Source organism: Flavobacterium sp. N2820, from assembly GCF_025947285.1.
Taxonomy (GTDB): Bacteria; Bacteroidota; Bacteroidia; order Flavobacteriales; family Flavobacteriaceae; genus Flavobacterium.
In genome coordinates, this window is record NZ_CP110008.1 from 985,510 (window position 1) to 997,649 (window position 12,140).

Consider the following 12,140-nt stretch of genomic DNA (forward strand, 5'->3'; position numbering starts at 1 on the left):
TTTTTTATGTCAGAATAAATCGATAACCAATTCCGCTTTCGGTGAGAATCATTTCCGGATGATTGGCATCTTTTTCAATTTTTTTTCTTAATTGTGCTACAAACACGCGTAGATATTGGGTTTGGTCGCTATAACTTTTACCCCAAATTTCTTTTAATAAGTATTGATGTGTTAATACTTTTCCTTCATTTTTTGCCAAAATGGCTAACAAATTAAACTCTGTTTGAGTTAATTTAACTTCTTCGTTATTCACTTTTACAATTCGCACCATCAAATCAATTGAAAAATTAGTTGAACTAATTACTGGTTCAGAAGCTTCTTTGATGTGATTTCTCATGTGAGAACGAACTCTTGCTAATAATTCTTGCGTTCTAAAGGGTTTAATTAAATAATCATTAGCTCCATTATCTAGAGCTTTTACAATTTCCGATTCTTCACTTTTTACCGATAAAATCATGATGGGATTCAAATACCATTCGCGCAATTGCTGCAATACTTTTTGACCATCAACATCAGGCAAACCTAAGTCGAGCATAATCAAATCGGGTTGAAAAGTTGCCGCAAAACGAATACCTTCTAAGCCATTTTCGGCCAATTTCACCTCAAAATCATTCGTGCTCAAAGTAATTTCTAAAAGCTTTCTGATTTGCGATTCATCATCAATGACTAAAATTTGGCGCTTATTCATTTTCTATCGGATTAAATTTTGAAACTTCGGTTTTAATTTTGATTACAAATTTTGCTCCACCTTCTACTCTATTTTCTAAAGCTACAGTTCCGTTTTGCGCTTCAACGAAACCTTTTACAATAGATAATCCCAAACCTGAACCACCAGGACGCGAATTTTTAAGTCTGTAAAATTTATCAAAAACAAAGGCAATTTCATCTTCTGGAAAACCTTTTCCTTCATCTAAAATTTTAATTTGCAAAGTATCTTCGGTATATGATAAATTGATTGTTATAGTGCTTTTTTCAGGCGTATAAATTATGGCATTGTTCAATAAATTGTAAATAACATGTTCTGTTAAACCGTAATCCAATTTAAAAAGCGGTAGATTTTCGGGAGCAGTAACTACTATTTTTTGCGTGTATGATTTAATTTTCAGCGCTCTAATTACTTCATATACAATTTCATTCACATCAACCCAGTCCATTTTTGCAACAATAACACCCGATTCTAATCGCGACATATTCAATAAATTTTCAACTTGATTATTCAGTCGCAACGAAGCAATTGAAATTTCTTCCAATAATTTTTCTTTCTGATTTTCGGTCATAATTGCATTGCTTTGAAGCGCATCGGTTGAACCAATAATGGCAGCAATAGGCGTTTTTAATTCGTGAGATAAACTATCTAAAAGGGTGCTGTAGAGTTTTATGGATTGTAATTTTGATTCTTTTTCATTCGCAATTCGTTCAATTTGTCTGATTTTGAACGTCAAAACAGCATTAATTAAAGCAATTACAAAATACATAAAGAACATAAATTTGTCTTCTGTATTTCCGATGTGAAACGTATAATAAGGCTTGATAAAAAAGAAATTCCAAATTAAAGCACTCAAAACAGCAGCTAATAATGTTGGAACAATTCTGTAAAACATGGCTACAAAAGAAACAGTAACCAAAAGAATAAAGGCAATAACTTTGTAGCCAATAATGTCTTTAAATGTAAAACAAACAAGGGAAACCAGCACCACTAATAGTATGCTGAAAATATATTGATTGTTAGGATTTGATGTTCTACTAAACACGCTTTAAAACTTTACCAATTAATTACTTGGCAAAGATAAGTTGGGTTTTATAAATAGCGTATAAAAGAAATACTAATAAGTATAAAGATTTTATAAAGATTTTTTTCTTCTGGTGTCAATCAAATGGATAATTTGCCATTTTCCGTTGTCGTTATACAAGGTAAAAGCGTTTGCACCAATGTGACTTAGCTTATCATTTACATAAAACTCATAAGGAGTCCAAACATGTGCTAAATTACCGTCAATTTCTACTTTATAATCGATAAGTTTTTCAACTATTTTGAGATTGGCAGGAATTGTAGCAATCGATTTTAAGAAATCATCAAAGTTTTCTGCTTCTAACTTATAACCTTCTTTAGTATTAGCAATGGTTCGCAATACGATTTCAGAATGACATAATTCATTTAATGCAATGGTATCTTTTGCATGAAATGCTTTAAAAAAATCATCAACTACCTCTTTAGGAGTTGCATCTTGAGCAAAAATAAAATTTGATATTAAAACGATTGTGACAGTCAAAAACTTTTTCATTGCAAAATTATTTGGTTAATGCATTAGTAGCACTTGAACTAAATATGTTACAATTCCAGCAATGTATCCTGCTATTGCAAGCGGAGTTATCTTTTTTAAATACCACATAAACGTAATTTTTTCTTTTTCCATGACAGCAATACCTGCTGCAGATCCAATTACTAACATACTTCCGCCTGTTCCTGCACACAATGCAATAAATTCCCATAAAGAATGATCCATTGGATAATCTGCTAATGAAAACATTCCTTGTGTGGCTGCAACTAAACTTCCGTTATCTACGATTGATGACAATACCCCAATTGCAATAATCATGGAATCTGTATTGGGTAAATTTGTAACTAAAAAAGTAGCCATTTCTCGTAAAATACCAACTTCTTGCAACGCAAAAACCATTAATAAAATTCCCATAAAATATAGAATTGAGCTAATGTCAACTTTGGTTAAAGCATAGGCCACCGAAAATTTATCTTTTTCTTCTTGTGTTTTCTTTCTGTGATACATTATAGAAACTAAAGAAACCATTGATAAAGAAATTAAAACGCCAATAAATGGTGGTAATCCCGTTAAGGTTTTGATTACAGGAACCATAATTAATCCAATTACTCCAGCGATAAAAACACTCATGCTTCCTCTCATTTTCTCTTCTTGACGCACTTGAGCCATTGATACTTGCGCTCGCAAAACTGCAAAACCTTTTATTCTAAAACTCGCAATAATTACAGGAACCAACAAAACCATTATTGAAGGTAAAAATAACGCCTTTACAATTCCAAAAGAACTTACTTGTCCACCAATCCATAACAAAGTTGTGGTGACATCACCAATTGGACTAAAAGCACCTCCAGCATTAGCTGCAATAACAACAATTCCGGTTAACATCATTCTAATTTCACCTTTTGGCATTAACTTTCTTAAAAGTGTTACCATAATAATAGCGGTAGCCAAATTATCCAATAAAGCAGATAAAACAAAGGTTATAAAAGCAACAATCCACAATAATCTTAAAACCGAAGTGGTTCTAATTCTACTCGTAATTACTGTAAATCCTCTATGAATATCGATCAACTCAACAATAGTCATGGCGCCCATCAAAAAGATCAACAACCCCGAAATTTCGCCAAAATATTCCATTAATCGCTCTGTAACTAAATGCTGGTCATCATTACTGTATAATGCAATTACAACCCAACAAATTGTTCCTGTAAGTAAAGCGGTAATGGTTTTATTAATTCGAATGGGAGATTCCATTATAACAGATAAATAACCCAAAATTGCAACTGCAAGTAATATAGATATCATTTTAGCATAGGTTTTAAAAACGGTACGAATTTAATCTAATAATTTAACATAAATTTAATATTGGATAAATATTTTTCAACGGTGTTAAAAAGAAACTAACATTTATTACATTTGTACTATAAAGCAAAAATATTATGTCTGTAGCAAAAAAAGATTACAAGAGAATTACGACCAAAACACTAATCGAAATGAAAGAAAATGGAGAAAAAATCTCCATGCTTACTGCTTATGATTTCACAATGGCAAAAATTGTTGATTCAGCTGGTGTAGATGTAATCTTAGTTGGCGATTCCGCAAGTAATGTAATGGCTGGACATGAAACAACACTTCCAATTACACTTGACCAAATGATTTATCACGCATCAAGTGTGGTTAGAGCCTGTGAGAGAGCTTTAGTGGTGGTAGATTTACCTTTTGGAAGTTACCAATCTGATTCTAAAGAAGCGTTGCGTTCTTCTATCAGAATTATGAAAGAAAGTGGCGGACATGCAGTAAAACTAGAAGGTGGAAGCGAAATAAAAGATTCAATAAAAAAAATATTAAATGCAGGAATTCCTGTAATGGGTCACTTGGGTTTAACACCACAATCTATCTATAAATTCGGAACGTATACGGTTAGAGCAAAAGAAGATGCTGAAGCTGAAAAATTATTAGAAGACGCAAAAATGCTTGAAAAATTAGGTTGCTTTGCCCTAGTTTTAGAAAAAATACCAGCAGCTTTGGCAGAGAAAGTAGCAAAAAGTATTTCAATACCTGTTATTGGAATTGGAGCTGGAAGTGGCGTGGACGGACAAGTATTGGTAATCCATGATATGTTAGGAATGAATAATGAATTTAGTCCAAGATTTTTGAGAAGATATTTAGATTTATACGATCAAATGACAACTGCAATAGGACAATATGTAACCGATGTAAAATCGAAAGATTTTCCAAATGCTAATGAACAATATTAATTGTGTCTAACAAAGAAATTTCAACCAAAAATAACCTTCAAATCCTTCACGAAGACAATCATATTATTGTCATCAATAAGCGTGTAGGCGATATTGTACAAGGAGACAAAACAGGCGACAAACCACTTTCGGATGTTGTAAAAGAATACATCAAAGAAAAGTACAATAAACCAGGCGATGTTTTTTTAGGGGTCGTGCATCGTTTAGACAGACCTACTACAGGAATTGTGGTTTTTGCAAAAACATCCAAAGCACTTACTCGTTTAAACGAAACATTTAAAAATAGAGAAACTCAAAAAACGTATTGGGCAGTTGTTAAAAATGTGCCTCCAAAAGAACAAGATAAACTGATTCATTTCTTAAAAAGAAACACCAAAAACAACACATCCAAAGCGCATTTAAAAGAAGTTCCTGATAGCAAACAAGCTAGTTTAAGTTACCAAGTATTTAAAAAGCTAACCAATTATTATGCGTTAGAAATTGATTTGCATACAGGAAGACATCACCAAATTAGAGCACAATTACAAGCAATTGGTTGTCCTATTAAAGGGGATTTAAAATATGGTTTTGACCGAAGTAACCCCGACGGAGGAATACATCTTCATGCAAGAAAATTGGTTTTAACGCATCCGGTTTCAAAAGAAATTTTTACATTTATAGCAAATCCTCCCAAAGATGTTATTTGGGATTTAATTTAATTACAACGTATGAAAAATAGTGTGGACAACAAAATTCAAAATGGGTATTCTTTAGATTTAGGTAAAATAATTGAGCTTAGCTTTGCTACTTTCAAAAAAACATTTCTAATTTCTGGCGTTGCGTTCATCATTATATGTATCGTTGCGTTAATTTTATATGCAGGCTATTTTGGACTTTTATTTGGTTTTAGCAATTTTGCCGATACTATGGCTCAAATTGAATCTAGTGCTTTAAATGCAACTACACAGATTACCAATACACTTGTTGGTGCTGTTTTTAGTGCCTTATTTGGACCTATTATTGCAGGGTTTATATATGTAAATCACCTAGCTAATACAAATAAAGAATATGGTGTAGCCTCATTTTTTGATTTTTACAAAAGTGATAAAGTAAAAGACATTCTAATTAATCAACTGATTATTACCTTGTTTGTTAATGCAATAGCTACATTTTTGGTGATTGCAAACTTTCCAATAATCAGCGGATTACTTCAAATAATCGTTGCGCTTTTAACATTCTTTTCGATTCCACTGATTATTTTTGGTGACCAAAATTACATGGATGCAATTACTAAAAGTGCACAATTATTTATAAAACAACCCTTAGTAATTATTGTTAGTATTATTATTGGAGGATTAGGTTCAATGGTAGGAATTATTGCGCTTTGTATCGGAATATTTTTTACTGCACCTTACTATTTTTCAGTAATTTATGCTGTGTACCATGAAGCTATTGGATTTCAAGAAACCTCTCCTATTGACGAAATTGGATTAGAATAACAAAATATAGTAGTATGAAAAAAGTATTCATTAGCACTGCACTTTTAATAGGCATAATTGGAGTTGCACAAGAACACTTTTCTGGAATCAACACCAGTAAAAGAGTAGGAATCTTAAACGCAAATATTAATCCAGCTGAACTAAATAATTTATCATCAGATTTTGAGGTAAGCGTTTTTAACTTTAGCACCAATATATCCAATAACAAAATTACTTTCAACGAATTGGTCAACGGAAGTAATATTGAAGATAAATTTTTTACAGGAACAGATCCTGCAAACATTAGGTTAGATGTTTTAATCAACGGTCCTTCTTTTGCAATGAAATATAAAAAATGGGGATTTGGGCTTTTTTCATCGGCAAATGTAAAAACTAATGCGATTGATGTTGATGTAAATTTAGGAGATGCTTTAACCAACTCATTTGTTGGAAGTGCTGCCATCAATTCAAACTATAATCAACGCTTAAATGCTGCTACTTGGGGCGAAATTGGATTAGCTGCTTCCCGAAATATTTTAGATTCCGAAAAACATCGATTTAATGTTGGAGCAACCGTAAAATTCTTATTTCCTGGTTCCTACATGAATTTAGGGGTTTCAAATCTTAAAGGTACTATAACCAATACTTTTGGTGATATTAATCTGACCAATGCAACTGCTGATGTCAATATTTCATACTCTGGAAGTTTAGCAGACAATTATACCGATAGTTCAAATTATAGCAAATTATTTGCAGGTGGTTTGAATGGATTTGGTGCAGAAATCGGTGTAAACTATCAATTAAAAGAACCAAAAACTGACGAATCTTCCTCTAACGGCTATAAGCTAAATGCTGGTTTAAGTTTTAGAAATATGGGGACTATGTCTTTCAAATCTGAAAACAATGTAGCTACAGATTATAATCTTGAAATTCAAGGTTTTGAAGCACTTAACTTAAATCAATTTGACGGCTCAGAGAGCATTACTGATATCGAAACAATTCTTGTAAATAGCGGTTATTTAACTGTCGAAAATACAAGTAAAGATTTTAAAATAAAACTACCCGCTGTAATAAATGCTTATGTGGATTATCACATTCATAACAAATGGTATATTTCAGCCTATACCCAACAAAAATTGGCGGATGATTCTGAAAATGATTTTACAACCATTCAAAATGTAATCACTGTAACGCCTCGTTTTTCAGGAAAACACTATGAAGTGTATGTGCCGTTTTCGCAAAATGAAGTTTCTGATTTTACCACAGGCTTCGGTTTTAGATTGGGCGGATTTTTCATGGGCTCTAGCTCAATAATTACTGCTGTAATAAACGATTCAACTCAAGCAGATATCTATCTTGGTTTTAGATTTGGTATCTAATTTTATAGTTAATATAATCCCTAAAATAAGAATTAAATATGAAATGGAGAGGCAGACGTCAAAGTGACAACGTAGAAGACCGCAGAGGTATGTCGGGCGGTGGTAAAGCAATCGTTGGAGGTGGTTTAATTGGTGTTGTAATTCTATTACTGAATATGTTTGGTGGTGAAAATGCCAAAATGTTAACACCTCTTTTGGAACAAATAAATCAAGGCCAACAAACAGCTCCAACAGAACAACGCGACCTTACCGCTGAAGAAAAAGAAATGGGTGAATTTGTCAAAACTGTTTTAGCCGATACCGAAGATATTTGGACAAAAATTTTTGAAGAGAATAACCTTGGAACCTACAAACAACCTGTAATGGTGTTGTTTTCTGGTTCAGTTGAAACTGCTTGTGGAGGCGCAAGTTCGGCTTCAGGTCCATTTTATTGTCCTGGCGACCAAAAAGTGTATATGGATTTAACTTTCTTCGAGGAACTTCGTACCCGTTTTGGAGCAAAAGGGGGTGACTTTGCAATTGCATATGTAATTGCTCATGAAGTAGGACATCACGTACAAACCCTATTGGGCACTTCAGCTAAAGTAAGGCAATTACAACAAACCAAAAGCGAAACGGAAGGAAATAAATTATCAGTATGCCTAGAACTACAAGCCGATTTTTATGGCGGTTTATGGGCGCATTACAATAAGCAATACCTAGAAGCTGGTGATATTGAAGAGGCATTAAGCGCTGCACACGCGGTAGGCGATGATGCCATTCAAAGTAAAATGCAAGGACATGTTGTTCCTGATTCATTTACACACGGCACCTCAGAACAACGTATGAAATGGTTTATGAAAGGATATAATTCTGGTGATATTCGATTACACGACACTTTTAATGAAGAATTGTAATTTTATGATTTCATTTTTTATCAGAATAAGAAATTAAACTCTGCTTTTTACATTTTTCGTAAATCTTTAATTTAAAATACATTTTTAAGGTATGTTCAAGCATTTTTGAGCATACCTTTTTTATTTTTGAGTAAATAAATTAAACGAAAAATGAAAGTAGGAATAGACGCCATTCAATTTGATGTTCCAAAAATATATTTACCCATTCCAACCTTAGCTACAAATAGAAATATTGAAGCCGATAAGCTAACAAAAGGATTAGGACTCCAAAAAATGAGTTTCTTAGATGTACATCAAGATGTAATTACTTTAGGTGCAAATGCTCTTGTAAAGTTAATTGAACAAGAAAAAATCAACTTGTCTGAAATTGCCAAAATTTATGTAGGTACAGAAAGCGGTATTGATAATTCTAAACCTATCGCATCGTATATTCTTCAACTAATTGAAGAAAAATATGGTGCTCATTCGTTACAAAATTGCGATGTAGTTGATTTAACGTTTGCTTGCATTGGCGCAGTAGATGCACTCCAAAATTGTGTAGATTTCGTCCGATTGCATCCTACAAAAAAAGCGATTGTAATAGCTACTGATAATGCCAAATATGATTTAAACTCATCTGGTGAATATACCCAAGGTGCGGGTGCTATAGCAATGCTAATAACTGCGAATCCTAAAATAATTGCATTTTCAAAAGAAACAGGCATTGCAACCGCAGGTGTTTTTGACTTTTTTAAACCAAAACAAACCATTCAAAAAGCAACAATTACTGGAAACGAAACCAACGAAAATTGGTTTGATATTTTAGAATCCGAAATTACTATTGTAAAAGACCAACCCGTTTTTGACGGACAGTATTCCAACACTTGTTATATCAATCGAATTACAGAAGCCTACGAACATTATAAAAAAGAATCCCAACAAAATGAAACCATCTTTAATAACTGGGAATTAATTTTAATGCATCTTCCCTACTGCTTTCAAGGAAGACGCACATTTATAGAAATTTTTGCAAAAGAAAATACAGCATTAATTGAAAAACAAGATGGGGAAACTGTCAAAGATAAAATGAAGGCATTAACAAAATCAGAAGAATATATTTCGCTGATACAAACTAAAATTTATCCTTCAGAAATTGCATCAGGTGAAGTGGGAAATATGTATACCGGTTCCATTTTCTTGGGATTAGTATCTGCATTATACCATAGTGCAAAAAATGACAACTATTTAGACCATAAAAAAGTGGGTTTTATAGCCTATGGTAGCGGTTCTAAATCAAAAGTATTTGAAGGCGAAATACAACCAGATTGGAAAAATACCATCTTAAAAACTACACTTTTTGAAATTCTTGAACAGCGTACAACTATTGACTTTACAACGTATGAGAAACTTCATAAAAAAGAACTAAAAGTATCAGTTATAGCACCTAAAAATGAATTTATACTAGAACACATTGAAAAAGAAAATCCGGTTTTAAAGGGTGCTCGATATTATACTTTCGTAGATTAATTATATACCGAATAGAAAAACAAATGGAAAGTGAAGTCGTTTTTGCCAAGCCATTTCGGAATGATTTTCACCTTCAAACTTTTTGGTAAGCCAATTGTTCACATTGTATCCTTTTTGCAACATAATTGCATCTACTTCCTTTTGAAGTGGTTCATACAAGGCGTCTAAGGTTGCTGTACCAAAATCAAAATAAATACGATGTTCTTTTGGATTTGGTAAATGCTTTTCTAAATACCTGTAAAAAGCAGTAGGAATTGGATTGTTTTCGACTTGAAAGATACCAGGCCAATGAGTGGATATACAAGCCGCACCTCCAAAAACGCTTGGATATTCACAAATAGCGTACATAGAAATTAATCCACCCATACTACTTCCTGCAACAAACGTATGTTCTTTTGAGGTATGTACCGCATATTTACCATCAATCAATGGTTTCAATTCTTGTACCATAAATTTCAAATAATTATCAGAAGTAACACTACCATTAAAATACTTAACACCTGGTGAACGTTCTAAACTATAGATCGAATCTTGCTGTTTTTTAGAGAGCAATTCAAAAGCTTTTTGTGGAAAATAATCAGAATGCCTTGTTGCTCCTCCATTCCAAATACCAACAACAATGATATCTTGTATTTTATTTTCGGCATGTAATTTTGCCAAAACTTCATCAACTTCCCAAGCTTGCTTGTTCCATGTTTGTGTAGCATCATATAGCATTTGTCCATCATGCATATACAAAACGGCATATTTTTTAGTCGTTGAATAATCCTCTGGCAACCAAACATCAATGGTTCTTGGTGTAACAAATTGCGATTGAAAATTTTCAATGCGTTCTATTCGCCCAAAAGAAACCTCAGGAATTTCTTGTGAAAAAATTAAATTTGATAGTACCATACAAAAAACAATCAGTCGCATAAAAAAATATTTAGAAAACAAATGCAATTTTCAACTATTCACACCAATTTATACGCTTTATTGACGTTTAAAAACAATTGTTTCCTTTTTATCAAATGCTTTTGGTCTTACATTATCATAGCTCATTTGCATTTTAAAACTATTGTCATCAATTTTTTCCCCAATACCTAATAAAGAATTACTGGTCTTTTCTCCAACAATTTGAACAATAATATCTATTTTCATAAGACGCTCTGAATCATCAAACTTATATTTCATACTGGCTTTTTTACCATTCTCAGTAAAACTCTTCCCTCCCATTTTTTTCCCATTCATTTCAAAATAAGCATAACCATCAGCTTGAAAAACTACATACCCTATTTCTTTATTATCGATTCCCTTCCAACGTCCCACAATATTGAATGAGGCGCTATCTTTTGTATTGAAAGAAGTTAAACTAAGAACTACCAACGCTAATAAAATTATGTTCTTCATGATGCTTGATTAAATTATGTGAAAAGTCAAATATAATTGAAAATTTGAAAAGTTATACTACTAACAATAATCTATTTCAAATTATTCTAAAAATAGATTTCCAATCAAATATAATTTGGCATTTCCACTAATTTCAACAGTATTGTTTACTAATTTGCACTGTAAAAAACCACCTCGTGATGAAAGCTGTTGAGCAGAAAGTTCACTTTTATGCAGTATTTTTGCCCAATAAGGCGTTAATGTAGTATGCGCCGAGCCAGTTACAGGGTCCTCATTTATACCAATTTGAGGAGCAAAAAAGCGCGAAACAAAATCAACATTTGTTCCTTTAGCGGTAACAATTACACCACGTGCATCAAGTTTTGAAATCGCATTCAAATTGGGTTGAATCTTCAAAATACTAGCCTCAGTATCATAAACAAATAAGTAATCCGATTTGCCTTTAAACACAAATTGCGGTTTCAAATCAAAACAACTCGTTAAAGATTGGGTAACAATTGTAGCTTGTAAAACATCTGTTGGAAAATTTAAAGTTAACAATGTGTTGTTTTGAGTTACCATCAAAGTACCGCTTCTTGGCGAATGAAAAGTAATCGTATTTCCTAAAAAACCTTCGTAATTAAACAACACATAAGCAGCAGCTAAAGTAGCATGACCACAAAGATCAACCTCAATTGTAGGCGTAAACCATCGAATTTCAATATGGTGATGGTGACGGACATAAAAAGCCGTTTCGGCAAGATTATTTTCTAAAGCAATCTTTTGCAAAAGAGCATCACTCAACCAATTCTCAAGCGGACAAACCGCAGCTGGGTTTCCTGAAAAAACAACGTCAGTAAATGCGTCTATTTGATATATTTTTTGTGGCATTGGTTAATGAACTTCGTTAAATATGTTGACACTATAAACCAAAGATAAACAACTTTTGAGACTAGAAAAAACTATAAATTTTGATAGTATAATCAGCCCATTCCGT

The 12,140-nt window shown here is 32.7% G+C and carries 13 protein-coding genes; 6 read left to right on the forward strand and 7 right to left on the reverse strand.

What is annotated here, in order from left to right; all coding sequences use genetic code 11:
* Positions 1 to 4 precede the first annotated feature (4 nt).
* The 4 genes from OLM52_RS04615 to nhaD form a co-directional block, all read right to left on the reverse strand.
* Positions 5 to 688, reverse strand: a complete 684-nt coding sequence (locus tag OLM52_RS04615) for a response regulator (RefSeq protein ID WP_264549971.1) — start codon at positions 686 to 688, stop codon at positions 5 to 7.
* Positions 681 to 1,751, reverse strand: coding sequence for an ATP-binding protein (locus OLM52_RS04620; RefSeq protein WP_264549972.1), 1,071 nt, complete (start codon positions 1,749 to 1,751; stop codon positions 681 to 683). Before OLM52_RS04620 ends, OLM52_RS04615 begins: the two co-directional genes overlap by 8 nt.
* Positions 1,752 to 1,841: 90 nt before the next feature.
* A complete protein-coding gene (locus OLM52_RS04625; protein WP_264549973.1) occupies positions 1,842 to 2,282 on the reverse strand; it encodes a nuclear transport factor 2 family protein in 441 nt (146 codons plus the stop codon).
* Positions 2,283 to 2,297: 15 nt separating this feature from the next.
* Positions 2,298 to 3,584 carry a sodium:proton antiporter NhaD gene (nhaD, locus tag OLM52_RS04630; RefSeq protein ID WP_264549974.1) on the reverse strand — a complete coding sequence of 429 codons (1,287 nt, stop codon included), beginning with the start codon at positions 3,582 to 3,584 and terminating at the stop codon, positions 2,298 to 2,300.
* A 134-nt stretch (positions 3,585 to 3,718) separates the two neighbouring features.
* Here nhaD and panB point away from each other — a divergent pair, with 134 nt between their 5' ends.
* The 6 genes from panB (at position 3,719) to OLM52_RS04660 (ending at position 9,775) form a co-directional block, all read left to right on the forward strand.
* Positions 3,719 to 4,537, forward strand: a complete 819-nt coding sequence (panB, locus tag OLM52_RS04635; protein WP_264549975.1) for a 3-methyl-2-oxobutanoate hydroxymethyltransferase — start codon at positions 3,719 to 3,721, stop codon at positions 4,535 to 4,537.
* 2 nt (positions 4,538 to 4,539) lie between these two features.
* Complete coding sequence (locus tag OLM52_RS04640; protein WP_264549976.1) at positions 4,540 to 5,235, forward strand: RluA family pseudouridine synthase; 696 nt, start codon at positions 4,540 to 4,542, stop codon at positions 5,233 to 5,235.
* Between the two features lie 9 nt (positions 5,236 to 5,244).
* The gene (locus OLM52_RS04645; protein ID WP_264549977.1) at positions 5,245 to 6,015 is read left to right on the forward strand and encodes a hypothetical protein; all 771 of its coding nucleotides are present in this window, start codon (positions 5,245 to 5,247) and stop codon (positions 6,013 to 6,015) included.
* Positions 6,016 to 6,029: 14 nt separating this feature from the next.
* A complete protein-coding gene (locus tag OLM52_RS04650) occupies positions 6,030 to 7,373 on the forward strand; it encodes a hypothetical protein (protein WP_264549978.1) in 1,344 nt (447 codons plus the stop codon).
* Between the two features lie 38 nt (positions 7,374 to 7,411).
* Positions 7,412 to 8,269 carry a neutral zinc metallopeptidase gene (locus tag OLM52_RS04655; protein WP_264549979.1) on the forward strand — a complete coding sequence of 286 codons (858 nt, stop codon included), beginning with the start codon at positions 7,412 to 7,414 and terminating at the stop codon, positions 8,267 to 8,269.
* A gap of 150 nt (positions 8,270 to 8,419) precedes the next feature.
* Positions 8,420 to 9,775, forward strand: coding sequence for a hydroxymethylglutaryl-CoA synthase family protein (locus OLM52_RS04660; RefSeq protein WP_264549980.1), 1,356 nt, complete (start codon positions 8,420 to 8,422; stop codon positions 9,773 to 9,775).
* Here the strand turns inward: OLM52_RS04660 and OLM52_RS04665 are convergent, their stop codons facing one another.
* From OLM52_RS04665 to OLM52_RS04675, 3 genes are all read right to left on the reverse strand, one after another.
* On the reverse strand, positions 9,776 to 10,690 hold the full coding sequence (locus OLM52_RS04665; protein ID WP_264549981.1) for an alpha/beta hydrolase: 915 nt from the start codon (positions 10,688 to 10,690) through the stop codon (positions 9,776 to 9,778).
* Positions 10,691 to 10,747: 57 nt separating this feature from the next.
* Positions 10,748 to 11,164, reverse strand: a complete 417-nt coding sequence (locus tag OLM52_RS04670; protein WP_264549982.1) for a hypothetical protein — start codon at positions 11,162 to 11,164, stop codon at positions 10,748 to 10,750.
* Positions 11,165 to 11,245: 81 nt separating this feature from the next.
* The gene (locus tag OLM52_RS04675; protein WP_264549983.1) at positions 11,246 to 12,034 is read right to left on the reverse strand and encodes a PhzF family phenazine biosynthesis protein; all 789 of its coding nucleotides are present in this window, start codon (positions 12,032 to 12,034) and stop codon (positions 11,246 to 11,248) included.
* Positions 12,035 to 12,140 lie beyond the last annotated feature (106 nt).

Coding starts and splice junctions, on each gene's coding strand:
- OLM52_RS04650 (WP_264549978.1), top strand. CDS start 6,030: ATGAAAAAAGTATTCATTAGCACTGCACTTTTAATAGGCATAATTGGA.
- OLM52_RS04665 (WP_264549981.1), bottom strand. CDS start 10,690: ATGCGACTGATTGTTTTTTGTATGGTACTATCAAATTTAATTTTTTCA.
- nhaD (WP_264549974.1), bottom strand. CDS start 3,584: ATGATATCTATATTACTTGCAGTTGCAATTTTGGGTTATTTATCTGTT.
- OLM52_RS04645 (WP_264549977.1), top strand. CDS start 5,245: ATGAAAAATAGTGTGGACAACAAAATTCAAAATGGGTATTCTTTAGAT.
- panB (WP_264549975.1), top strand. CDS start 3,719: ATGTCTGTAGCAAAAAAAGATTACAAGAGAATTACGACCAAAACACTA.
- OLM52_RS04675 (WP_264549983.1), bottom strand. CDS start 12,034: ATGCCACAAAAAATATATCAAATAGACGCATTTACTGACGTTGTTTTT.
- OLM52_RS04660 (WP_264549980.1), top strand. CDS start 8,420: ATGAAAGTAGGAATAGACGCCATTCAATTTGATGTTCCAAAAATATAT.
- OLM52_RS04615 (WP_264549971.1), bottom strand. CDS start 688: ATGAATAAGCGCCAAATTTTAGTCATTGATGATGAATCGCAAATCAGA.
- OLM52_RS04670 (WP_264549982.1), bottom strand. CDS start 11,164: ATGAAGAACATAATTTTATTAGCGTTGGTAGTTCTTAGTTTAACTTCT.
- OLM52_RS04625 (WP_264549973.1), bottom strand. CDS start 2,282: ATGAAAAAGTTTTTGACTGTCACAATCGTTTTAATATCAAATTTTATT.
- OLM52_RS04655 (WP_264549979.1), top strand. CDS start 7,412: ATGAAATGGAGAGGCAGACGTCAAAGTGACAACGTAGAAGACCGCAGA.